At 57.7% G+C, this 23,868-nt stretch carries 17 protein-coding genes; 13 read left to right on the forward strand and 4 right to left on the reverse strand.

The features are described 5' to 3' along the window. Positions 1-7: 7 nt before the first annotated feature. The 9 genes from CLV58_RS04410 (at position 8) to CLV58_RS04450 (ending at position 8,511) form a co-directional block, all read left to right on the forward strand. The gene (locus CLV58_RS04410) at positions 8-2,494 is read left to right on the forward strand and encodes an ATP-dependent Clp protease ATP-binding subunit (RefSeq protein ID WP_106136569.1); all 2,487 of its coding nucleotides are present in this window, start codon (positions 8-10) and stop codon (positions 2,492-2,494) included. Positions 2,495-2,685: 191 nt separating this feature from the next. Continuing rightward, entirely contained in the window at positions 2,686-3,144 is a 459-nt protein-coding gene (locus CLV58_RS04415) for a hypothetical protein (RefSeq protein WP_106136570.1), read from the forward strand. A 48-nt stretch (positions 3,145-3,192) separates the two neighbouring features. Next, the gene (locus CLV58_RS04420; RefSeq protein WP_106136571.1) at positions 3,193-4,566 is read left to right on the forward strand and encodes a DUF5458 family protein; all 1,374 of its coding nucleotides are present in this window, start codon (positions 3,193-3,195) and stop codon (positions 4,564-4,566) included. A gap of 163 nt (positions 4,567-4,729) precedes the next feature. Further along, complete coding sequence (gene tssD / locus CLV58_RS04425; RefSeq protein WP_106136572.1) at positions 4,730-5,128, forward strand: type VI secretion system tube protein TssD; 399 nt, start codon at positions 4,730-4,732, stop codon at positions 5,126-5,128. A 29-nt stretch (positions 5,129-5,157) separates the two neighbouring features. Then, a complete protein-coding gene (gene tssD, locus CLV58_RS04430; protein WP_106136573.1) occupies positions 5,158-5,574 on the forward strand; it encodes a type VI secretion system tube protein TssD in 417 nt (138 codons plus the stop codon). A gap of 9 nt (positions 5,575-5,583) precedes the next feature. Next, positions 5,584-6,441, forward strand: coding sequence for an OmpA family protein (locus tag CLV58_RS04435; RefSeq protein WP_106136574.1), 858 nt, complete (start codon positions 5,584-5,586; stop codon positions 6,439-6,441). A gap of 1 nt (position 6,442) precedes the next feature. Beyond that, positions 6,443-6,934: a hypothetical protein gene (locus CLV58_RS04440; RefSeq protein WP_106136575.1), complete on the forward strand. Its 492-nt coding sequence runs from the start codon at positions 6,443-6,445 to the stop codon at positions 6,932-6,934. Further along, positions 6,934-7,113, forward strand: coding sequence for a hypothetical protein (locus CLV58_RS04445; RefSeq protein WP_106136576.1), 180 nt, complete (start codon positions 6,934-6,936; stop codon positions 7,111-7,113). Before CLV58_RS04440 ends, CLV58_RS04445 begins: the two co-directional genes overlap by 1 nt. Positions 7,114-7,125: 12 nt before the next feature. Then, positions 7,126-8,511: an ATP-binding protein gene (locus tag CLV58_RS04450; RefSeq protein ID WP_245882204.1), complete on the forward strand. Its 1,386-nt coding sequence runs from the start codon at positions 7,126-7,128 to the stop codon at positions 8,509-8,511. 47 nt (positions 8,512-8,558) lie between these two features. Here the strand turns inward: CLV58_RS04450 and CLV58_RS04455 are convergent, their stop codons facing one another. The 3 genes from CLV58_RS04455 to CLV58_RS04465 form a co-directional block, all read right to left on the reverse strand. Continuing rightward, positions 8,559-9,497: a hypothetical protein gene (locus CLV58_RS04455; RefSeq protein ID WP_106136577.1), complete on the reverse strand. Its 939-nt coding sequence runs from the start codon at positions 9,495-9,497 to the stop codon at positions 8,559-8,561. A gap of 85 nt (positions 9,498-9,582) precedes the next feature. Next, on the reverse strand, positions 9,583-10,491 hold the full coding sequence (locus CLV58_RS04460) for a hypothetical protein (protein ID WP_106136578.1): 909 nt from the start codon (positions 10,489-10,491) through the stop codon (positions 9,583-9,585). A gap of 245 nt (positions 10,492-10,736) precedes the next feature. Beyond that, complete coding sequence (locus CLV58_RS04465) at positions 10,737-11,219, reverse strand: eCIS core domain-containing protein (protein WP_106136579.1); 483 nt, start codon at positions 11,217-11,219, stop codon at positions 10,737-10,739. A gap of 155 nt (positions 11,220-11,374) precedes the next feature. On the opposite strand from CLV58_RS04465, the gene CLV58_RS04470 reads away from it, so the two are divergent. Genes CLV58_RS04470 through CLV58_RS04485 form a run of 4 tightly spaced genes read left to right on the forward strand, consistent with a single transcriptional unit; the run spans position 11,375 to position 14,852 of the window. Beyond that, positions 11,375-12,109 (forward strand): J domain-containing protein, encoded by a 735-nt coding sequence (locus CLV58_RS04470; RefSeq protein WP_106136580.1) that lies wholly within the window; start codon positions 11,375-11,377, stop codon positions 12,107-12,109. A gap of 30 nt (positions 12,110-12,139) precedes the next feature. Continuing rightward, on the forward strand, positions 12,140-13,132 hold the full coding sequence (locus CLV58_RS04475) for a vWA domain-containing protein (protein WP_106136581.1): 993 nt from the start codon (positions 12,140-12,142) through the stop codon (positions 13,130-13,132). After that, positions 13,129-13,944, forward strand: a complete 816-nt coding sequence (locus CLV58_RS04480; protein ID WP_106136582.1) for a hypothetical protein — start codon at positions 13,129-13,131, stop codon at positions 13,942-13,944. The genes CLV58_RS04475 and CLV58_RS04480 overlap by 4 nt, the downstream gene beginning before the upstream one ends. Positions 13,945-13,946: 2 nt before the next feature. Continuing rightward, entirely contained in the window at positions 13,947-14,852 is a 906-nt protein-coding gene (locus CLV58_RS04485; RefSeq protein WP_106136583.1) for a phosphotransferase, read from the forward strand. Positions 14,853-15,037: 185 nt separating this feature from the next. Here the strand turns inward: CLV58_RS04485 and CLV58_RS04490 are convergent, their stop codons facing one another. Then, a complete protein-coding gene (locus tag CLV58_RS04490; RefSeq protein ID WP_146141358.1) occupies positions 15,038-23,857 on the reverse strand; it encodes an Ig-like domain-containing protein in 8,820 nt (2,939 codons plus the stop codon). Positions 23,858-23,868: the final 11 nt, after the last annotated feature.

Raw genomic sequence — 23,868 nt, forward strand, 5'->3', positions numbered from 1 at the left:
TACTCCCATGCGTCAGCTCCCGCTTCACACGTCGGTCGAAAAAGCCCTGCATATCGCCCGCGCCCTTGCCCGCGAATACCACAACGATGCCGTTTCGTCGGCGCACCTGCTACGGGCCCTCCTGCACGACGACGTGGGGGGCACGGCCCTGCTCACAGCCATGCAGCACGATGTCGCCTACATCTTCGACTGGACGGATGTCTGGCTGGAAGAACTGCCCCGCTCGGCGCACCTGCTGACCGAACCTGACCACGACGAATCCGTCGATCGGGTGCTGACCGAAGCCGATTTCCTACGCATCAAGCTGGGGCTGGATTACATCGAACTGATCTGCGTACTGGCCGCCCTGACCAAGCCCGGCATCGGCTTTACGGCCAATCAGTTGCGGTCGTTGCCGTTGCAGGAACGCGACCTGCTCGACCGGTTCCTGCGCGATATGTCGACACCGCCGGTCAGCAGCCCGTCGGCCAATGGTACAGCGTCGAACGGTGCAGCCGGGCAGGTAGCGCCGACCGGGCAACCCAAGTTCTGCGTCGACAAGACGGCGCAGGCCCGCAGCGGCAAGCTCGACCCAGTTATCGGTCGCAAGCAGGAGATGCGGACCATGCTCGAAATTCTGGGGCGACGCAGCAAACCCAACGTCATGGTCGTCGGTGATCCCGGTGTCGGCAAAACGGCCCTGATCGACGGGCTGGCCCAGCTGATCGTGGCCGGTCAGGTACCCGCCCGGATGAAAAACGCCATCCTGCTCGAACTCGACCCCGGTGCGCTCATCGCGGGCGCGTCGTACAAAGGTGAAGTGGAAGACCGGCTTAAGACCGTCATCAAGGCCGTCAAACAGTACGAACGGTGTATCCTGTTCATCGACGAAATCCACATGCTGCTCGACCCGAAAGGATCGGCCGGCAACGGCGTCGCGAATCTGCTGAAGCCCGAACTGGCGCGGGGTGAACTGACCGTTATCGGTGCGACGACACCCGAAGAATACCGCAAGCTGATCGAACCCGATCAGGCGCTGAGCCGCCGGTTTGAGCTGCTGACGGTGGGCGAGCCAACCGAAATCATGGCCGAACGGATGATGCGCGGGCTGGTTCCGGCCTACGAACAGCACCATCAGCTGACGATTCAGGCCGAAGTGATTCCGACGAGTGTCCGGCTGGCCCGGCGCTACAGCAAGGAACGCCGACTGCCCGACTCCGCCCTCGACCTACTCGACCGCACGATGGCCGCCGTCCGCATGGCGCTCGAAACCTCGGCCACGGAACTGGCGCAGCTCGAAGCCGACGTGCGCGCCCTACAGGCACAGGATCTGAGCCCCGACGACGCCCTGGCCGAATACCGCTGGCTCGACACGCTGCTGACGCACCAGATCAGCCCCGTGCTGCTGGGGCAGTGGGAAGACGAAACCGACCCGGCCGAACTCGAAACCGCCGACGCGTATCACGACTATGTTCTGGCCAAACTGACCCGTTTTCAGGAACTGGCCGGTCAGCAGGAAGCCATTATCTCGACCAACGACCTGGCGGCTGTCGTGGCCCACAAAACCGGGATTCCGATGGGTAAGGTACAGGCGCAGGAGAAAGAGCGGCTCCTCTCGATGGAAAGCGTGCTGCAACGCCGGGTGGTGGGGCAGGACCACGCCCTGCACGCCCTGTCGGACGCCATCCTCGAATCGCGCAGTGGCCTGCAACGGGCCGGTCAGCCCATCGGCTCGTTCTTCCTGCTGGGCCCGACAGGGACGGGGAAAACCGAACTGTCGAAGTCACTGGCCGATTTTCTGTTCAACGACGAGCGGGCGCTGATTCGCTTCGACATGTCGGAGTTCAAGGAAGAACATTCGGCGGCTCTGCTGTACGGTGCTCCTCCAGGTTACGTGGGCTACGAGGAAGGCGGACTACTGGTCAACAAGATTCGCAAGCAGCCCTATTCCGTCGTCCTGTTCGACGAAATTGAAAAGGCGCACAGCTCGGTGTTCGACGTGTTTTTGCAGATCATGGACGAAGGACGACTGAACGATAAGCTGGGCCGCGAAGGCGACTTCTCCAACGCCCTGCTCATCTTCACGTCCAACATCAGCAGCGAGTGGATTACGCAGGAGTTTCAGGCCGGGCGTATGCCTACCTCGCAGCAGTTGATGAGCCGCATGACGGGGCAGTTCCGACCCGAGTTCCTGGCCCGCATCACCGAGATCATTCCGTTCTCCCCCATCCAGGAAGCCAACGTCATCCGCATCTTCGACATTCAGCTGGCGCACCTGCACAAAAGCATGCAGCAGCAGGGCATCGACCTGATCGTTTCCGACGACGCCCGGCGGCAGCTGGCCCTGCAGGGATTCACGCCACAATATGGTGCCCGCCCGCTGGCCGACATTATCCGCAACCAGCTCCGCCGACCCGTTTCCCGCCTGATTATCAGCGGAGAACTACAAAAAGGCCATCTACTCAACGTAGGCTGGAACGACGCAACGGGCGAACTCACCTGGGCGATTTCTTGACTAAAAACAGCCGTAGCCACGATGAGGCTGTACGTTGAGTAATCGGTCGAAAACCGTTTACTCAACATGTAAATCGACGTATCCAAATAAACAGACCGTTTGTTTGAAAACGCTCCCCGTGGCTGGTTAGATGCCTTGCGACCCCTCCTCTTCTGGCTAGATTTGACCAAACTAAATCTAGCCAGAAAAACATGTTTGACTTCGAAATTGGTGGCAACGAGATCAAGCCCGAATCAGCGGAGGGCATTGCCAGTATTCCCTTCAACCGCACGCTGCTCGCTCAGAAACTCACGCAGGAAGCTCCCGTCAATCCCGAAGTGGTGTACGGTCTGAAAACCGTCGAAGCAGTATTCGACCACTACAAACCCGAGGTGGCCGTTGAGATGGAGTCGATCGACGGTATGCCCGTCAAAGAAACCATGCAGTTCCGCAGCGTAGCCGATTTCCGCGTGAAAGAAATGGTGGCCAGCAGCCCGTTCCTGCGCTCGGCCGATGCCCAGTATCAGGAGTATACGCAGATCGGCCGCCGACTACAGGGCCACCGCATTCTGCAAACCGCCCTCAGCAACCCCGACACCAAAGCGGCCCTCATCGAGACGCTACAGGCGCTCGTAGCGGAACTCGACGAAAACGACAAGGCCGACGCCTAAGCCAACTTTTAGAACCTTCTTTCTCTCAATCACTCCCATTCCTTTTCTATGGAAAGCGAACCAGCAGTACCCAAAACCAAAGCCGACGCCCGGCCCTCAACCGCCGTTAGCCGCCCCACCGCCCTCCCCGGCCTCGGTGCCCTGTCGGCCTTCGGCGGCTATGCGTTTATCGAGAGCTTTATCGACAATTCGCAGAACCTGAACCCCGATCGCAAAGCCCGTAAAAAAATCTACCTCGGCGACGAAACCAAGGTCAACGACCGGGCGGTGCTGAAAGAAAAACTTAAGCTCTGGATCGAAGTCCTGCAATCGTCGGACAACCAGAACGAAATGCTCGATACGGCCAATAAGAAAGCCGCTGAGGTCGAGCAGAATCTCCAGAAAAACCTGCTGACGGCGCTGGAAACGACCCGCGAACTCGAAACGAGCTACCGGGCGCTGTCGCTGTTCTATAAAAATACGGAAGGCGAAAAGCTGTCGAACGTATCGGTGATGAACGCCAGCTTCGACCAGCTGACCGACCTCGACAACCCCCGCTTCATCGACCATGTGGCTAACGAGCTGAAGCAGCAATATGACCGGCTCGACCTGCGGCAGAACTACTCGCTGCTGGTGGTACCAGGCTTCATGGGCTCGAACGCGGTGCTGGAAAAATGGGGTAAAATTGCCCACGCCAATAAGGTAACGCTCTTCACCGACTTCGCCGACCTGGAAAGCTCCGACGACGTCATCGACCTGTTCAGCACGGCCAACATGAGCGGTGCCGAACTGTTCCGGTCGAGCATCGTCATGACCTGTAACTGGCTCGTTGGTCGCAGCAAAGTGGCCGAAGTGGGTGAAACCGAGCACCTCTACGTCCCCCCCTCCGCAGCCCTGGCCGGTAAGATCTACTACACGCTGATGTCGCAGGTAACGGCGGGCAAGAAGCACGGTGGTATGAACGAAGTGCCGGGCGTCCGTTTCCCGCTGCGCAAAAGCGAACTGTCGGCGGTGGAGCGGCTCAACCTCGTACCGATGATCGACGAGTACGGCCGGGTCATGGCCTTCGGCAGCAAGTCGCTCTTCAACGGCGACAATATGGGCTTACAGACCTACTCGGTCGTGCGCGTATTCGACTACATCGTGAAGGTGCTGTTCGACTTCCTCAACCGCCGGGCGTTTGAAAACTGGAACTCGCTGATCGAAGCCGACCTGCGCCGTCAGATCGCCGGTTTCCTCGACAGCATCAAAGGGCCCGACAAGCTCATCGATCAGTTCCGCATCATGCGCCTGGAACGCGACGACAAGATCAAAGACCGGATCTACCTCGACATCCGGCTGACGCCGTACTTCCCCGCCAAGAGCTTCGTCATCCGGCTCGACGGTCGGCGGGGCGACGACGTCGAAAGCCCGGAATGGGTATCTGACTACGGTCAACTGTAGTTTTTAAACACCGAGGAACGGAGGTCTCACAGAGAAAACAGAGCGAATGATTGTAGCTATTATATCGCTCTGTTCTCTGTGTTCTCAGTGCCTTCTCCATTCCTCTGTGTTTAAACCGTAAACCCTCACCAATCAATTCATACCTCTTAATCCAGACAACAGCATGCCATACTCAAGTAAGATCAAGCTAGGAGCCGACGAATACGACATTCTTGGCGGAGACATCGGCTTCACGCGGAGCGTCGACGTAAAAGGGCGGCCATCCAGCCACGTGATGGGCGGTCAGTTCTCCTTCACGGTAGAGGTGACCGATAAATCATCCCTGGTAGAGCACATGGTCAATTCGCAAAATAAGCCGTTTGACAAAGGCTCACTGGAATTCACCGATGCGGGTGACGACGGGGTAACCCGTAAGTTTGAATTTACAAATGCATACATCGTCAATTACTCGGAATCGTTCTCGGTAGCGGGTAATGCCTATACCTGTTCGCTGACCCTGTCGGCCGAAACGATCAAAATTCAGAATGCCCTGTTGGACCAACGGTGGCCTAAAAAATCCTAATCCTCCTACCCACTAACAGTACCACGATCATGGCAGATGACAACGTAGGGTTTACCGCCCAGCTTACCATTAAAGCTGACAAATTTGACGTGCTCAGTTTTGGCACGTCGTTCTCTCGGGATTTCGATCAGAAAGGGCGGCCGTCGTCGGCGGTTCGGGCGGGCGACATGTCGCTCACGCTCGAGATAACAGAAAAAGAAAGCCTGATTGACCTGATGGTCAATGCCCAGAACAAACCCATCGAAGAAGGTAAAATCGAATTCTGGCAATCCGGCAAAGACGCCGTTTTCCGGACCGTCAATTTCAAGAACGGGTATATCAGTAGCTACAAAGAAGGGTTTCAGCCCGCTGGCTCCAGTAACTTCAGCGCCGACATCTCCATCACCGCCGAGAAGATCGATATTGGCAACGCCAAGTACGACGCGGGCTGGCCGATCAATAGCTAAGACGTCCGTATGAGCAGGTTGTGGCTGTGGTGGGCATTGCTGGGCGTGTGGGTAACGGGGTCCGTGCTGGTCCACCTGTTCTACATCAAACGCATCCGGTTCTCGACCGAACTGGTCCTGCCACCCATCCGCATCGTCGACGGTACGCAGCTACGGTTGCGACTACCCGGCAACCTGTTTCATCAGGGCGAAAGCAGGCTGCGCCCCCTGGGTAATCGGTCGGCCCTCGACACGCTGGCCGATTACCTCAGACGCAACCCGCGTCGGCTACTCATCGTAACGGGTTACCACACCCCCGCCGAAAGCCGCCAGACGCTGACCGGCAATCTGGGCGCGTTACGGGCGCAGGCCGTGCAGGACTACCTGCTTGACGCGGACGTCCCCGACGAGCAGCTGGCGATTCGGGGGCAACAGGCCGAGTCGTTTCCGGTCATCCGCGACTCCACCAGTGCGCTGTCGTTTGCCTTTGCGCCGATTCGCATCGACGCCGACTGGCTGGCACGGCATCAGTACTACGTCGATCTGGTTCACCCGCTTCAGCTGTACTTCCCGACGGGAAGTACGGCATACATCCACACCCCAGACAATGACCGGTTTGCCCATGAAGCTGTTGCTTATCTGCGTATCCACCCGCGCGAACGGCTCCGCATCACGGGTCATACAGATAGCGTGGGTACCGTCGCCGGTAACCTCCGGCTGTCGCGGGCGCGGGCGATGGCGGTACGGGATCAGCTCGTAAAACAGGGTGTCCCCAGGCGGCAGTTTACGGTGATAGCCATGGGCGATAAAAACCCCATTGCGCCGAACGCCCTGCCCGAAGGCCGCGAAGCCAACCGGCGCGTCACGCTGGTCATAGTCCAACGCTAATATGTTCGATCTGAATCCGTATCACCTCCAGAACGCCAGCCTGTTGCACTTCCTGATGCTACAGGGTACGGCCCTGTTGGGGTACCTGATCTTCAGCCACTATTACGAGCAGCGCCTGCGTAACCTGATGACCACCCGGCGGCTGTTAGAGACCGATACCGACGGGATACCACTTATCGAACCCGAGGTTGAAGAAGTGTTCGTCGTGACGCCCGGCAGCGACGACCTGAAAGAGATAGCGGGCATCAATGCGAAAGCCGAAGCCATTCTAAACGGCATCGGCATTTTTCGCTTTGAGCAACTGGCCCAGACGCCCGTTACGACGGTGCGCCGGGTGCTGGCCGAACACGGACCGCTATTGTTTACCTACGACCCCGTCACCTGGCCCGGTCAGGCCGGGCTGGCCGCCAACGGGCGCTGGGACGAACTGCGCAGCTGGCAGGAACAGATGCGCCGGGGCAACAACCTGGACTATACCCACCTGCTCTCCTGATGAATCCGCTGAACCCCTGGGTTGCCCTGATCGAAATGCTCTTTTTGCTGGGAGCCGCCTTTACCCTGGGCTGGGGCATCGCTTACCTGCGCTACCGCAAGCCTATCCAGACGCAGCAGCGGGCGATCGATCAGTTTCACCGGAAGACCAGCGGCTTTACCCATACAAAGGACACCTAACGACGGCCCGTTTTGGAAGAAGTACTTCATATCATTACCAATGCATCGCTGATTCAGCAGGAACTCGACTGGCTGGAAGCGGTAATCAGTACGCGCATGAGTCTGTATTTCCAGACTGAGTGCGACTACGACTCCGTCGAGGCCATTCCCATGCCCGACGTCAGCGACGACCCTTCCCCGTACGGTCGTCTGCTTGTCAGTAACGAACTGAACGCCGTAGAACGTCTGGTTCTCATCCTGACATTAACCCCACACATCCGTCCGCAACTGCTCGATTATTTTTTCGTTCGGAATACCGCTTACGACCGGGGCTTTACCGAGTTTGGCGGCATCAAAGGCAAAAACCACAGTGGCTTTCTCCCCACGGGCGAAACAGCCTTATTCCTGCTGGCTGGCGATGATGTTCAACGGCGCGTCCGGCTGCAAACGATGCTGCTGCATGAATCGGTTCTGCTGCGCAAGAACATTATTCGACTGAGCGTAGCCGATCCCGAAGAACCGGCGTTGAGTGCCCCCCTACTGCTGACACCCGACTACGTCGCTTATCTGACCACCGGCGAATTCAGCAAGCCTAACTTCAGCCCCGACTTCCCCGCCAGCCTTGTGTCGACCAACATGGACTGGTCCGACCTGGTCATTGAGTCGCACGTGATGGCCGAAGTGATGGAGATCAAATCGTGGATCGACCAGGCGGATGAATTGATGAAAGACGCGCACCTGAAGAAGTACCTCAAACCGGGCTATCGGGCGCTGTTCTACGGCCCTCCCGGTACGGGAAAGACCCTGACCGCCAGTCTGCTCGGCCGCTCGACCGGGCTGGACGTGTACAAGATCGACCTGTCGATGGTCGTGTCGAAGTACATCGGCGAAACCGAGAAAAACCTCGGTCGGGTATTCGACGTAGCCCAGAGTCGCAAATGGATTCTTTTCTTCGACGAAGCCGACGCCCTGTTTGGCAAACGCTCCGAAACCAATTCATCCAACGACCGCCACGCCAATCAGGAAGTGGCTTACCTGCTACAGCGCATCGAAGATTTTCCCGGCGTGGTCATTCTGGCCACCAACCTGAAAGACAATATCGACGAAGCCTTCGCCCGGCGTTTTCAGTCGATTATCCACTTCCCTGCCCCTAACGCCAGCAAGCGCACGCAGCTCTGGAAACAAGCCTTCAACGGCCCCTACGAGTTGGCTAAAGACGTAGACTTCGAGAGCATCGCCGAGAAGTATACCATCGCGGGCGGAGCGATCATCAACGTGCTACGCTATTGTGTGCTGGCAGCGTCGCAGCACCACCGCCCCATCCGTCAGGACGATATCCTGACGGGTCTCAAAAAAGAATTTCACAAATCGGGCAGGACACTAGAGGATGTGGCCAAGAGTACGAATCGGCGGTATTAACAGACACCCGTATTCATTACATTATAAATACGGGTGTCTAATTGAAATTATAAATCTTTAAGTTCCCGGCTAAATCGTTTACGCTTTAAATAGGCTCTCACTTTTTTGCGCATCATATTTTTTCTCGTTTCCGCTAAAGACTTCCAAGTAATATCTTTATTACGCAGGTTACAGGTCGTGTGACTCTGATGATGCTTCCCTAAACTTGATGTCCATTCTACTTTTTTTCGTATAAATCTAAACCGGCTGTTTAATTTAATAGCATCAAAGGATTTGCCATATTTTTTCGTTAATTCTCTTGCTACGTCATTAAGGGCGGCAAGACGAATATTAGCAGGTGAATCTTTATGGTGAGCAACTGGGGGAGCCTGCAACCGTCCATGTTTATTAGCATAACCTTTCTCGGTACCATCACTATTTAATTTTATAACTCGGCTGGTATGGTAGCAGACGGGCTCTTGGCACGTCAGTTTCGGTGTTTTGTAAACTTTTCGGTGTTTCTTAGCTGTTGCACTGGTTCTTACAATTTCTTTGCTGGCTTTTTTTTCTTCATCGCATGGATCAGCGTCCATTTCTACCACGGGTTTTATTTTAAACCTTTGAAAAAGGTCTTTAAGTGTTATATCAGGATACCCATCGACGAATTCTACAAGCTCACTTTTGGAGACACCTGCCTCATCAAATGTGGCTTTATGACGTTTGTAAATTTCACTACCTGAATAACTGTTCGAACCATCAACAACCTTACGCTGGACCAAAGAGTTGCTACCAACGTAACCATTGAATTGATTCCGGCTGCCTGCAACACGCTGAATCATCTTCGGCATGCCACCCCCCTGCCGGGCCATAACAGCCTGTTGAATAACCCGTTGCTTAACGGCTGTTAGCCGATTATCCGGTACGGTGGTTGTGGCTTTTAGTTGAATAGCCTCACGCTTACTATCCTGGAAGTCTGCTTTGCAGTTTGGTACAACATACGCTTTCATAGTGAGTAATTTTATAAAAGAATCAAGTTATCTTTTACAACAACCTGATTCTTTTATGTATGATTAAATCTATGCCATTTTACAGCTACGCGTTATCGAAAGCAGCGTTCGACAATCGCCGGCCACCAATCGCTGATCGCATAAATCCTTTCATTATATCTTTATCCGGAGCCGGCCCTTCATAATGAGAGGCAATTGCGTCGAGAATCGAGTTAAGTTTAGGATCATTTTCGTCCAACATATCCTCAAGTTTCTTAGCCGTTACGTGCGAACTGTACACACTATCCTTGGTGATAACAGCCCCTCCCCTAAACTTTTCATCGAGTACTAACTCTTGAGAGGATACGCCTTCTTTCCTCCAGTGGTGAATGGTAGTTCTTTCAGCAGACAAAAAAGCACGTACTGGATGAGACGTCAGATTGTTTTCAAGCATAAATTTCTTCGGCCCCATAAACACGCCCTTCTTTTCATCACCAGCATATTCACCTCCCGCCCTGATTGACATACCTACCACGTCATTGCCAAGCATATTCACACGATCTTTATAGTTCAATAAACCGTTTTCGTCGATTGATTTTAAATTGTCCTCACTCGTGTTGTGATAGTATCTGGACTTACCATAAGCCGCTAAGAAGTCAGCCTCTGTATGGTTCGGTTGATCGACGTGATTCGGGATTTGTACGGCCTGATTCTGTCCGGCCGCTGCAGCACGTTTGTGGTTGACGTAGAGTTTACGTCCTCCCAGTGTTATGACGTTTAAAAAGCGCTTCAAATGCTTGTTTCCTTTGCGCTGAATGAGAGGCTCTGCTACGGCGGCACGTTGGGTTACCTGTTGAATATGTGCAGTTTTTTTCAGATGAGCGCTACCGTTAATCGCAGCGTGAAGTGCTTGTTGAGCCACGGCATGACTACTGGTAAAGGAAGCCGATGCTTGACGTTGAGTTACCGAATTAGCGCTGGCTCGGTGGTTGACTAATGCCTGAAATGCTTTCATAAGAGTAGTTTTTTCTGTTGGTCCAATACTTCGCCAGTGAGTTTCATTGGCCGCTACAACCGCTTCCCTACCGGAAAGCAAGCTGGTAGCACATCAGTTTGTATACTGGTTGGTTGATCGATCATTTACTAATCAGCCAGGCATTCACCGCATCGGCTGGATGGCTAACTTGCTTCTGGTTATGATCTATCCAGAAAATTGTGCTTGTTAGTAGTTCTTTCAGAAGAGAATGGGTTACAATCTAGCTACATTCCATCTGCTCGTGCCCCCATTATATCGGCTTCGCGTTCCAACTGCACGTTGTCGTTGACCGCCATTCCATTCACGCCGATAGTGGGCCTAACGCGCCCTTGACGCTGCTGGACTACGTGCCAGGCTTCGTGAGCCAGGTGACGATCCTGGCCCGGAGCCAGGTAGATATCGCTGCCTTGTGCGTACGCTAGTGCGCCTACCCCAGCTGGCTTTGCTGAGTTGTAGTGTACCCGTACGTCATCCATCGACATACCGGAAAGCTGCTCGATACCGGCTTTCAGACCAGCCGGCAACCCCTTTCGCTGGATAATCACTCCTTTCAGGATAGCCACCCGCTTTTGCTGCATCACCTGCCGGGGACTCGTGTCAATTTTTGCCTGTAATGTGCTGGTCCTCGTTCCACCGCTCGACGGCGATGATACCGGGGAAACAATGCGGGTATGAGCAGGCTGATACGTACTGGATGGGTATGACATAGGTGATCGACGGGTTTCAAAACCGTGTTGACAAGGTTGTAAAAAGAACCCGTTCAGCCAACCAGTCCCCACCACTTTTCAAACAAACGGCAGGTAAATTATTTACTCATAATCAGCCATTTACTACGCGAACCTTTCCAGTATCTTTGGCGACCATGATCACTCAACAAACTACGCTTACACGCCACCCCGCCACCGCGCAACTACTGGCCCAAGTTCGGGCGCTGGAAGACACGGTAGCCCAACTGGAAGAAGAGAAAGCGGGATGTCAGTACCAGATCGAGCAGTACTACCGGCTGCTGCGAGGACGAGTGGGCGATCTGCTGACTGAATTACTGGCGGTGCAACTACAGCTTGCCCGACAACGAGCGGGGCAGACAGGTCGGCGGAGCGATGCGGAAGCCGCGCGGGGCTGGCAGGAACGACTCGACAGCACCAACCGGGTTATTCAGGACGCCATCGCGCATCAGCCGGTCGATCTGGCAGAAACGGCACAGCCTGAACTCAAGCGACTCTACCGGCAGGCCGTGACGCTGGCCCACCCCGACCGGCACACGGCCGATCCCGACCGGATGGCACAGGCAACGGCGTTTATGATGCAGCTCAACGACGCCTACCAACGGCAGGACTTCCCCACCGTCCGGCGGCTGGTGCAGGACCTGACCGACGGGCGGCTGTTTCTGGTTCAGGATGACACGACGTACAGCATCGATACGCTCCGGCAGTGGCTACAGCGCCTTACCGATCGGCAGCAGGCGTTGCAGGCCGAGATCGCGCAGTTGACAGCCGAGTCGGCCTACCAGTACATGACTAACGGGACAGACCTAACGGCCCATTTTACCCAACTGCATACGGCGTTGACACAGCAGCTGGCGCAGTTGCAACGGTAGGTATACCACCGTAACTTGCGTACTACTGCCATGCCCGATCAAGCCCCCGTCCGCTCGTCCGCCCTGCCTGTTTCCGACTGGCAGCAGGCGCTGGACACCGTCCTGCAAACGCCCGTAAAAGCCCGGCCCTACTCAGCGCAGATCATGCGGCAGTCGCCCACGGCCTTTCTGTTTCTGATCGATCAATCGGGATCGATGGACGAGCGAACGACCTACCGGGGGCGGGTCCTGTCGAAGGCGGCAGCGGTGGCGCAGATCGTCAATCAGACGCTGCTGGAACTGGCACTGCGCTGTCAGAAAGGCGACGAGGTCCGGCATTACTACGACATCGCGCTTATCGGCTACGGCGGTCTCAACGATGAGCAGGCCGTATCGCTCTGGTCGGGGGCTGCGGTCGGAAAGTTCTTTCTTACCCCCGCCGAACTGGCCGGGGCTACTCTTCGGGTCGATGAAGTGACGGTCGAGCGGAACATCCGGGGGCGGGCGGTAACAGTTACGGAAAAACGGCCGGTCTGGCTCAACGCGGTGCACAACTACCGCACGCCCATGAAAAGCGCGATCTGCCTGGCCGAATCGCTGGTCGGGCAATGGCTGGCAACGCAGCAGGGCAACGATGTCTATCCACCTACGGTCATCAACATCACCGACGGCGTCGCGACGGATGCCACGGCCGATGAACTGCTGGCCTGCTGCGACCGGCTGAAAGCACTGCGCTCGATGGACGGCAACGTCCTGCTGATGAATATTCACGTATCCGACGAGCGGGGCAACAGCATCCTGTTTCCGGCCCGCGCCGACGACCTGGGTACCGATCAATACGCGCGGCTGCTGTACGACATGTCGAGCGAGATGCCCACGCCATACCATGCCGACATCGCCAGTCTGTTCGGGCTCGATCAGCGAACGAGTTACGTGGGCATGTGCAGTAACGCCGACATGGATGCGCTGGTCAAGTTCATGAATATTGGTACACCCACGCAGCACAACCATAGTTTCACCGCCAACCTATCGTCGGAACCGTGACCAGCTACGGACAATCAGTCGGCAAGGAAGCGCCCCTGTACGCTGACAACGAAGACGCGGCTCACGCCAACGATCTGGCCGGTGTGTGGGCGGTAGCCGACGGGGCTGGCGGAACGGGCATTTTTGTCGGCGAGTGGGCACAACATCTGACACAGGGTATCCCGGCGCAGCCGTTTGCCGATCTGAACAAACTGAGCAACTGGCTGGACGGCCACTGGATGCCCTTCTTCGACCGCTACCGGCCCCGCGCAGAAGCGGACCCGTTTATCAATCACAAATTCATGTACGAAGGCTCCGGTGCCACGCTGGCGACGCTTCATCGGCAGGGCGATCGATTGCACTGGTTCGTCTACGGCGATGCGGTTACGGTACGTTACCAACCGACTACTGACAGGCTGGTAGCCGCCAACCCCGACCTGCGTCAGTTCGAGTCGGCCCCGTACCTGCTGAACTGGCTGGATTTCCCCAAAGCAGACGGCATGCAGTCGGGAGTATGGTCGCATCAGCCGGGGCAGCAGTACGCCCTGTTTACCGATACGCTGGGACAGTACGTGTTGATGGCCCATGCCGCTTTGTCGGGCGACACGCCGTCGCTGGCGGCACTGGCGCAGAAACCGACGGCACTGGGGCAGCGGGCGCAGACACATCTCACTCACTGGGCGGGGAAAGCCGGGCGGTTTAGCGAGCTGGTCTGGAACCCCTTGCGTGACGCGCTGACCTCAGCGGCTACTTTTCTGACCTATACCCAACAGCTTCGCCGACAGCAATTGCTGGGCATCGATGATTATACCTGTTTGCTGATCGACGCCTGACCATGTACCCATCCATCAGCGAATACATACAAGCCATTGAACTGTCGGCGGATACATTTAAAACGTTGCATCACCTGACACCGCTGCGTCGGCCCGACGGGCAATTGTATTTCAGCAGCGGCAATTTTGCGGTGGTCTTTCGGATGCAGGACTGTCGAACGGGGCATGTGGTGGCGGTGCGCTGCTTCCTCCGCGCCGAACCGCAGCGGCAAACCCGGCTCTGGTTTATTGCCCGCTACATCGCCGACCATTTTCCGCATTACCTGATTCCGTTTACGTACCATACCAACGAGTTGTGGGTCGATACGCGCTTCGGGCAGGCGGGGGAATTCGATCTGGTCACGATGCCATGGATCGACGGACAACCGCTGGCCCGCTATGTCGCAGATTTGTGTCAGGCACAGCACAAAGACGCGCTGCATCAGCTGGCCCGGCGGTTCGACAAGCTGGCGCACTGGCTTATCAATCAACCGTTTGCCCACGGTGACCTCAAACCCGACAACATCCTCGTCGGTCCCGACGGGCTACTGACGCTGATCGACTACGACGGTTTTTACGTGCCTATGCTCGACGGACTGACGGCGACCGAACTAGGCACACTTCCTTACCGGCACCCCGCCCGAACGCTGCACCACTTCGACCGTCACCTCGACGATTTCAGTCTGTTGGCGCTGTCGCTGGAGTTACACGCGCTCAGCATCAACCCCGCCCTCTTCACCGATACCGACAGCCTGTTTCTGTCGACACAGACCGTCGAACAGCCGTTTTCCTCGTCACACTGGGAGCAGTTGCGCAGCTTGCAGTCCCGAGCCGTCTCGCTGCGGGCTGGCCTGCTGGAATACGCCCTGCACAGCGACCCGGGGGCTATACTGGCATTGAAGAAGTTACTGGTCAGTCGTGACTATTGATTGTCTTGAACTGTGATTCTTGTGATTGCGATGATTCCGCTGATTTTTAATCAAAGCCCATCAGGCTAATCAGATGAATCATAGTTCAGACAATCTTGAACTGTGATTCATCTGATTAGCCTGATTTTACTGATTTTTTCTAATCACAGTCCATCATCACAATCAACTAAATCAGTGGTCAAGACTTACTGCTTCAGCACGCGTCGGACGGTGGATCGGTCGCCGAGCCTGATCTGGAGCAGGTAGGTACCGGCGGGTTCGTCGCCCAGTTTCAGTATCGTCTGCCGCTGACGCGTCTTCACGGTTTGCGCAACCTGTCCGTTGGGACGGACCAGTTGAATTTCCGCTTCGTTGCGTAACATCGGATCATCGATCACGACGGTCAGATCACCGTTTGTTGGAATCGGGAAGACGTTCACCGACGCAGCAAATGGGTTCTCCTCCGCCGTGAGTATGTCAACCCGAATCCTGACCGAATCGACCCCGTCGATCCGTCCTTCGCCACAGACGTTTGTCACACTTAGTAGCTTATATGTCGTCGAGCTATCGGCTGTGATCGTTGTGGAATACGGGTTCGTCGGCGAGCTGATCGTACGATTTCCTGTGCGATCACGATACGTGGCACTCCAGGGCGCGTCGCCACTGAACGTAAACAGCAACTGAACCGGCTCCCCTTTGTAGACTACGCTTCGACTAGCACTGATCGACGCCGTTGGCAACGACCGTACGTTCAATACGGTCGGGCTGCGCGTGCCGACAATGGGGTAGTTCGAATTCAGCGCCCGCACCCGGACGAAGTATAGTCCCTGCGCGTAGTTGGCAGGAATCTTTGCCTGGATGACCGGCCCCTGCACGACACCTGTCGAGATCGTCCGGTACTGACGAGTCGCCGAATCACCCGCAACGGCGATTTCTACGACAAAGGTATTGCCCGTCGTGAACGTCCCGTTTGTGATAAACGGAACGTCGATTGTACTACCTGTACACACCGTCGAGACGGCCAGCGCCCCCGTTACGATGCTGGGTACGTTGACCGTTACGGTCGCCGAACCCGATGCATTCCCGGCACCACAACCATTCGATACGCCCAGCAGCGTATACGTCGTAGAGGCTGTGGGCGTCACCGAAATCGTGCGGGTAACCGTTCCCGCCGTGGCCGACTCGGCCACACCAACGAATCCGTTCGAGAGGGTATAGCTGTACGGTCCGACACCCGACAGCGTTAGCGTCAGGGGAGCCGCGCCACCCACACTAACCGTTGTTGTACCACTCAGCACCGCAACAGCCTGCGCGTTGACGGTAACCCGGATTTCGGCCTTACGGCTTTCGCAGCCCTGCGCATTTGTCTGACTCACCGAATAGCTGGCTCCGGCCGTAATCACGCTGGTCGATGGAGTCGGCGCTGCGCTGGTTACAGCCCCGTTCGGATCGACCCAGCGCAGCCCGCTGCCACTGGCTTGTAGCGGCTGCGCCGGCGTATTCTGGCAGTAGGCAACCGGTGTCGTTACCGTCGGCACGGGTAAGGCCGTTACCGTGTACAGTATCGTAGCCGCCGGGCTGACGCAGCCGTTGACGGTCTGGGTTACTTTGTAGGTGTAGGTCTGCGTGGCATCCACGCGCGTATCGGGTGTGGGCGTACCAATCTGACTGTCGTTGGCATCATACCATTGCAGGCCCGTACCCGACGCGGTCAGCGGTTGTGCCGGTGCATCCTGACAGCCACTCTGCGTAGCCTGCACAACCGGTGCGGCTGGTGACGCGTTGACAACGACCTGCGCCAGCGCTCGTGGCCCTTCGCAGGTGCCGACTGTCTGACTAACGTAATAACCAAAGGTGCCGGCGACGCCTGTCTGCTGAACGATCGAACTACCCAGGCTACCCGTCGACGTGGCGTCGGCATACCATTTCAGGCCCTGCCCCGCTGCGGTCAGCACAACCGGCGTCGTGTTCTGACAGACGGGTGCCAGCGTCGGCACGACGGGTGCCGACGGCGTCGGCGTAATCGTTACCAGCAGCAGTGACCGCTGACTTTCACAGCCGTTGGCGTCGGTCTGACTGACGTAATAGGTGATCGGTCCGGGATTCGTCGTAACCGGTACCGGGGCAACGGTCGAGGGCGTGCCACCCGTCTGCGCGGTGTACCAGTTTACCGGTCCGGTAGCCGCCACCGATAGCGCCAGCGACGAGGGTGTACCGTTCTGACAGATACTCAGGGGAGTCGTCGTCGGAGCCGCCGGTAGCGCCCGGACTGTCACCGCGACAGCCGCCCGTGGTCCTTCACAGCCATCGACCGTCTGACTCACGTAGTACGATTGCGTACCTACTGTCGTGGTCTGCGGAGTCAGCGCCGGTGACCCTGCACCGCCGGTGGGATCTGTATACCAGGTCAGCGTACCACCCGACGGTATGGCTGTCAGGGCTGGAGCCACGCTGTTCTGGCAGTAGGCCAGCGTGGGCGTTACCGTTGGCGCAACGGGCGACGGCTTGATCGTGGCCGTTAGCGCAACACGTGGTCCTTCACAGCCGCCGATGCTCTGGCTGACGTAGTACGTTATCGAACCCGTCGTGCCAGCGGGGGGCGTGGACGGGGTACTGGATGGCGACCCACCGGTTGCCGTCGTGTACCAGTTGAGCGTACCACCCGAACTCGGAATGGCCACCGGGGCAATGCTGGTTCCGTTCTGGCAATAGGTCGGGGCCGCGCCCGCCGTCGGAGCCGCCGGCGTTGCGTTGATCAGCACGATAATGGACGCCTGGGGCCCTTCGCAGCCATTCACCGTCTGACTCACGTAGTACGTAAACAGACCCGGTGTAGTGGTCGATGGTATGGGCGCGGTTTGCGACGGGGGGCCACCGACCGTTGTGTACCAGTTAAGTGTGCCTGTGCCACTTGCCGTCAGCGGCTGCGCCGTCAGGCCCTGACAATAGGTGATCGGCGTCGGGCTGGTGATCGGGGCGGCAGGCAGCGGGTCGATCGTAACCGTAACAGGCGTCCGTGGGCCTTCGCAACCGTTGGTCGACTGGCTTACGTAATAGATCTGCTGCCCGGCTACGTTCGTCGGCGGAACGGGCGCGGTGGTCGATCCGGTGCCACCCGTACCGGAATACCAGATCAGCGTAGCCCCCGAACTGGCCAGCGCCGTCAATGGCGTCGATGTGCTGTTCTGGCAGAAGTGAACCGATGCGTTGGTAACAAGCGGTGCCGTCGGCAGGGCATTAACCGTCACGACGATAGCCGCTGTTGGTCCGGTGCAGCCATCGATCGTCTGACTGACATAGTAGGTCTGTTGCCCGGCGGCACCCGTGTTGGGCGTCGGAGCCACCGGCGATGCAGCGCCACCGACGGTCGTATACCAATTGAGTGTACCCCCTGTGCTGGGAACCGCCGTCAACGCAGCCGCCGTACCGCTTTGGCACAGGCTGATCGTTGGGTTAACCGGCGTTGGCGCAACGGGCGTCGCCTTGATGGTCACGACGATGGTCACTTTGTCGCTCTCACAACCGTTCACCGTCTGGCTGACATAGTAAGTCTGTACACCAGCAGTGGTCGTGGTGGGGATCGGTGCCACCGACGAAGCCGGACCGTTGGCACTCGTATACCAGTTGATCGTACCGGCACCCGTGGCTGTCAGGGCCGGGGCCACGCTGTTCTGACAGTAGGCCAGTGCCGCCGTCGTGGTCGGAGCCGCCGGAGCCTGATTGATGTTGACGGTGATGGTGGCTTTGGCTCCTTCACAACCGTTGACAGTCTGACTCACGGCGTAGGTCTGTGGTCCGGCAGTAGTCGTGCTAGGCGTTGGTGCGGCCGAACCCAGTGCCGTTCCGCCTGGATCGTACCAGTTCAATGTACCACCGGTAGCCGGGGTCGCCGACAGGGGCTGGGCAACGGCGTTCTGGCAGTAGTTAACCGGGGTAGTAGCAGCGGGCGCAGCGGGCAGGGCAGTCACCGTGACGGTGATGGCAGTCTTCGGTCCTTCGCAACCATTCACCGTTTGACTCACGTAGTAGGTCGTAGTTGATCCGGCCACCGTTGTTGGCGGAGCGGGAGCAGCAGCAGCAGATTGCCCGTTGAGCGTGGTGTACCAGTTGAGCGTACCACCCGAGCCAGCCGTTGCCGTCAGGGCGACGGGGGTGCTGTTCTGACAAACGGCTACGGCCGTCTGGCTGACAACTGGTGCAGCGGGCAGGGCATTGATCGTTACGACAATGGTTACTTTACTGCTCTCACAACCGTTCACCGTCTGGCTGACGTAGTAGGTCTGCGTACCGGGCGTCGTCGTGGTGGGGATCGGTGCCACCGACGAGGCCGGACCGCCAGCCGTCGTGTACCAGTTGATCGTCCCCGCACCCGTGGCTGTCAGGGCCGGGGCCACGCTGTTCTGGCAGTAGGCCAGTGCCGCTGTCGTGGTCGGAGCCGCCGGAGCCTGATTGATGTTGACGGTGATGGTGGCTTTGGCTCCTTCACAACCATTGACAATCTGACTCACGGCGTAGGTCTGCGGACCGGCAATACTCGTACCGGGCGTCGGCGCGGCCGAACCCAGCGCCGTTCCGCCTGGATCGTACCAGTTCAACGTACCACCGGTAGCCGGGGTCGCCGACAGGGGCTGGGCAACGGCGTTCTGACAGTAGTTGACGGGTGTACTCACAGCAGGCGCAGCGGGCAGGGCGGTCACCGTGACGGTGATGGCGGTTTTTGGCCCTTCGCAACCATTCACCGTCTGACTCACATAGTAGGTTGTACTCGATCCGGCCACCGTTGTTGGCGGAACGGGAGCAGTGGCAGACGGTTGCCCGTTGAGCGTGGTGTACCAGTTGAGCGTACCACCCGAGCCAGCCGTTGCCGTCAGGGCGACGGGCGTACTGTTCTGGCAAACGGCACCGGCTGTCTGGCTGACAACCGGTGCAGCGGGTAGCGCATTGATCGTTACGACGATGGTCGTCCGGTCGCTTTCGCAACCGTTATTGCTTGTCTGGGTGACGTAATAATTCGTGACGCCGGGCGTGCTTGTCGACGGTGTTGGCGTTGGAATGGCTGCGCTACCGGCCGGGTCGGTATACCAGCGCAGTGTCCCGCTGGCGGTGGCGGTCAACGGAGTTGCCGGAGCGTTCTGGCAATAGGTTACCGCAGTCGTTGCGATCGGTGCTGTGGGTTTGGGGTTGATCGTTACAGCGATGGTTGCCCGTGGGCCTTCGCAACCGTTCACTGTCTGACTGACGTAATAGTAGCTGGTTGGGGGAACGCTGCTGGCTGTCGACGGGGTAAACGCGTTAGGCGAAGACGTCCCGCCGGTCTGCGTCGTGTACCAGTTGAGCGTACCCCCGGTAGCCGGGGTGGCTGACAGCGGCTGCGCCGTCGCACCCTGACAGTATAACACAGGCGTAGTGCTGACCGTTGGCGCTACCGGCAGAGCTGTGATCGTTACCGCAACGGTCGCCCGATCGCTTTCGCAGCCTTCCAGTGTCTGGCTGACGTAATACGGAACCGGTGCGCCAATAACCGCCGTTGATGGCGTTGGTGCCGAAGCCGAAGCCGTTCCGCCGGTCGCATTGGTGCCGTACCAGTTCGGGCTGGTACCGGCAGCGAAGGTGGCCGTCAGTGACGATACCGCATTGGAACAGAAGGCCACGGGGGCCGTAACGGGTGGGGCTGGTTTCGCCTTTACCCGAAACGCAATAGCCGCCCGGTCGCTTTCGCAACCATTCCTGTCGGTCTGCGTAACGTAATAGGTGGTGGTACCCGACGCCGAGTTAGGTGGTGTTGGTGCCGAAGTCGAAGCCGTTCCGCCCGTCGGGTCCGTGTACCACTTTAGATTCTGACCGGTAGCGGTTAACGTAACGGGCGTTGCCGCCTGACAGATCGTAACGGATGACGTAACCGTCGGGGCTACCGGTTTCGGGATAACCACCACGTTCAACGGAGCTTTTGGGCCTTCGCAACCGTCGGCACTCGTCTGGCTCACGTAATACGTAGTCGGCCCGACATTGGTCGTCGACGGTGTGACCGACGTATAACTTTGACTGGAAGTAGGATCATTGTACCATTTCAGCGTTCCCGTAGCGATGGCCGTCAGCGGACTGGGCACCGAACTCTGGCAGAGATTCTGCGGGTTGGGCGTTATGGTAGGCGCAACGGGCAACGGGTTTATCTTTACCAGCACCGCACTCCGGTCACTCTCGCAACCGTCGGCACTCGTCTGGCTCACGTAATACGTAGTTGATCCCACGGCAGCGGTCGATAGCGTCGGGGCCACCGTTGAGCCCGTACCACCCGTTTGGGTCGTGTACCACTTCAGGTTGATGCCCGAGGTCACCGCTGTAGCCAGGGCAACGGGGGTAGCATTCTGGCACAGGGCGATGGAGGTTGCCGTTGGCGCAGTCGGTTTGGCATTCACGGTTACGGTGATGGAGGCCCGGCGGCTGCTCTCGCACCCATTACCATCCGTCTGACTCACATAATAATACTTAGTACCCGCTGAATCTGTCGTTGGCTTATTGGGCGTTGCCGAAGCCGTTCCGCCCGTTGCAGCGGTACCATACCAGTTAAGCGAATTGCCGGTAATGGGCGTGGCACTCAGCGGAGTAGCCGTTGCGAATTGACAATACGTTACGGGTTGGGAACTCACCGTTGGAGCTGCCGGTCTCGATACGGTCGTCACGGTGATGCTGGCCCGTGGGCTTTCACAGCCGTTGTTATCCGTCTGACTGACGTAATACGTAACGGGCGGACCGGCTACGGTCGTCGATGGAATGACCGGATTGGCCAGTGGACTCCCCCCACTGGCCACCGAGTACCACTTCAAGCGTTGCCCATCCGCCGTTAATTGTGCGGCCGTTTCGTTCTGACAATAAATCAGCGGATTCTTTGCCGGTGTTGGCACAGGAGCCGCCGGAAGGGGGTTTACCGTGAAGGTAATGGCGGTTCGGTCACTTTCGCAGTTGCTCCCATTCGTCTGGCTGACATAATAGGTCGTCGTGCCAGTGGCCGAGGTCGACAGTGTAGGCGCAACCGTCGAGCCAGTACCGCCAGTCACGACCGTGTACCAGTTCAGCATTCCCCCCGGCGCGGCCGTAACGGACTGAGTCAGTGGGTTAGGCACGCTGTTCAGACAGGCGCTGGCCGGGGTTACGGTCGGAACAGCCGGTTTAGGGTTGATCGTTACACTGATGATCGCTCGTGGACTAACACAGCCTACCACCGGATCGCGCTGACTGACTGAATAAGACGTTGTGCCTGTGATCGTATTTTGGAGCGTCGGAGGAAAGCTCTGTGGTTGCCCGTTGAGCGAATACCAGACTAACGTGTTGTTGTTCGTGGCTGTCGCACTCAGGGGAGCCACTGTCGCAGACTGACAATACGTCACCGGCGTGGTAACAGCAGGCGGGGACGGCAGCGCGTTAATGACCACCGTAATCGGAGCTCGGGGTCCTTCGCAACCGTTGACCGTCTGGCTCACGTAGTAGATATCACTAGACTGGGTCTGTGGCTTTGGTGCCGTGGCGCTGCCGGTTCCGCCGGTTGCATTTGTACCGTAGAAGTTCAGCGTACCATTGGTCGAAGCTGTTGCCTGTAGCGGCTGTGCAGCATCGTTCTGGCAGTACGTTACTGGCGAGACAACCGAGGGCGCATTGGGCAGCGCGTTGACCGTGTATGTGATGGCCGCTCGGCCGCTTTCGCAGCCATTGGCGTTCGTCTGGCTCACGTAAAACACCTGTGGTGGACCGGCCTGGCTGGTCGAGACCTGCGGGGCCGCAGCTAAACTGGCCGATGTAGGCGAGGTGTACCACTTCAGCGTGTTACCCGGCTGAGCCGTCACACTGTTGACCAGCGACACCGTTGCGCCCCCCTGACAGGCACTAGCCGGACTGGTCGCCGGAACCGCCGGTTTGGCATTGACCGTAACCGTAATGGCAACCGTGGTACTGGTGCAGCCACTAACCGTCTGGCTGACCTTATAAGGAGGAACTGTTCCCGGATTAGTTGTCGATGGCGTGGGAGCCGTGCTGCCCAGCGCGTTGCCCGATGGGTCAAACCAGTTCAGCGTACCGCCCGCAGCCGGGGTCGCCGACAAGGGGGTCGCCGGTTGATCCTGACAGTAGCTAACCGACGTATTGGCGACAGTCGGCGGGTTCGGATTGGCTCGGATGCTAACAGTAATACTAGCCCGCTCGCTTTCACAGCTGTTTCCATCAACTTGGCTTACGTAGTAGGTGACGGGCGTTAGCGACGCGGTATTGAGCGTAGGTGCCGACGTTGAGCCCACACCACTGGTTGCCGTGGTGTACCACTTCAGGTTACCACCCGAGGTGACGGCTGCGGCCAGTGAGGGGGCCGTTGCATTCTGGCAATACGAGAGCGAGGAAACCACCGTTGGTTTAGCCGGCAGTTGGTTAACCGTTACGGTTAGTGTAGCGCGGTCGCTCTCGCAACCGTTGATCGTCTGGCTTACGTAATAGTTTGTCGTTCCGGCAGTTGAGGTTGGTGGCGTCGGGGCCGTGGTGCTGCCGGTTCCGCCCGTGCTGGCGGTATACCACTTCAGCGTACCCGTGGCCGTAACACTATTGACCAGCGACACTGTTGCGCCCCCCTGACAGACACTAACCGGACTGGTCGCCGGAGCCGCCGGTTTGGCATTGATCGTAAATCCAGCGCTTCGAGGACTATTGTATGTAGAATTAGTGATGGATACTCGTGTAATACCGACCGTGTAGGTCCCGGTAGGCAGACCGGCAGGAATGACTAAATTATCGGAATAGGTCCCCGGCACCCAGTTGAGGTTTGTCGGCCCCTTTGCTGATACTACCGAGCCAGCAGCGTTGTATAAGTATAACGTGTAGGTTCCTGTTCCGGTAAACGTATGTACATAAGAAACAGTGATTGCCGCGCCCGCACAGACGGGATTGGGGCTAACGGCAGTGATCGTAATCGTTTGCGCCTGCGCCACACCACCGTAGAGGAATAATAACGCAGCTACCCAGCGAAATAGCCGTATAGATAAAGACATAATGAAACAGG

The organism is Spirosoma oryzae, from assembly GCF_003002825.1.
GTDB lineage: Bacteria > Bacteroidota > Bacteroidia > Cytophagales > Spirosomataceae > Spirosoma > Spirosoma oryzae.

Excerpts from the sequence above, each read along its gene's own strand:
- CLV58_RS04410 (WP_106136569.1), top strand. The coding sequence starts at position 8 with ATGCGTCAGCTCCCGCTTCACACGTCGGTCGAAAAAGCCCTGCATATC.
- CLV58_RS04415 (WP_106136570.1), top strand. The coding sequence starts at position 2,686 with ATGTTTGACTTCGAAATTGGTGGCAACGAGATCAAGCCCGAATCAGCG.
- CLV58_RS04420 (WP_106136571.1), top strand. The coding sequence starts at position 3,193 with ATGGAAAGCGAACCAGCAGTACCCAAAACCAAAGCCGACGCCCGGCCC.
- tssD (WP_106136572.1), top strand. The coding sequence starts at position 4,730 with ATGCCATACTCAAGTAAGATCAAGCTAGGAGCCGACGAATACGACATT.
- tssD (WP_106136573.1), top strand. The coding sequence starts at position 5,158 with ATGGCAGATGACAACGTAGGGTTTACCGCCCAGCTTACCATTAAAGCT.
- CLV58_RS04435 (WP_106136574.1), top strand. The coding sequence starts at position 5,584 with ATGAGCAGGTTGTGGCTGTGGTGGGCATTGCTGGGCGTGTGGGTAACG.
- CLV58_RS04440 (WP_106136575.1), top strand. The coding sequence starts at position 6,443 with ATGTTCGATCTGAATCCGTATCACCTCCAGAACGCCAGCCTGTTGCAC.
- CLV58_RS04445 (WP_106136576.1), top strand. The coding sequence starts at position 6,934 with ATGAATCCGCTGAACCCCTGGGTTGCCCTGATCGAAATGCTCTTTTTG.
- CLV58_RS04455 (WP_106136577.1), bottom strand. The coding sequence starts at position 9,497 with ATGAAAGCGTATGTTGTACCAAACTGCAAAGCAGACTTCCAGGATAGT.
- CLV58_RS04460 (WP_106136578.1), bottom strand. The coding sequence starts at position 10,491 with ATGAAAGCATTTCAGGCATTAGTCAACCACCGAGCCAGCGCTAATTCG.
- CLV58_RS04465 (WP_106136579.1), bottom strand. The coding sequence starts at position 11,219 with ATGTCATACCCATCCAGTACGTATCAGCCTGCTCATACCCGCATTGTT.
- CLV58_RS04470 (WP_106136580.1), top strand. The coding sequence starts at position 11,375 with ATGATCACTCAACAAACTACGCTTACACGCCACCCCGCCACCGCGCAA.
- CLV58_RS04475 (WP_106136581.1), top strand. The coding sequence starts at position 12,140 with ATGCCCGATCAAGCCCCCGTCCGCTCGTCCGCCCTGCCTGTTTCCGAC.
- CLV58_RS04485 (WP_106136583.1), top strand. The coding sequence starts at position 13,947 with ATGTACCCATCCATCAGCGAATACATACAAGCCATTGAACTGTCGGCG.
- CLV58_RS04490 (WP_146141358.1), bottom strand. The coding sequence starts at position 23,857 with ATGTCTTTATCTATACGGCTATTTCGCTGGGTAGCTGCGTTATTATTC.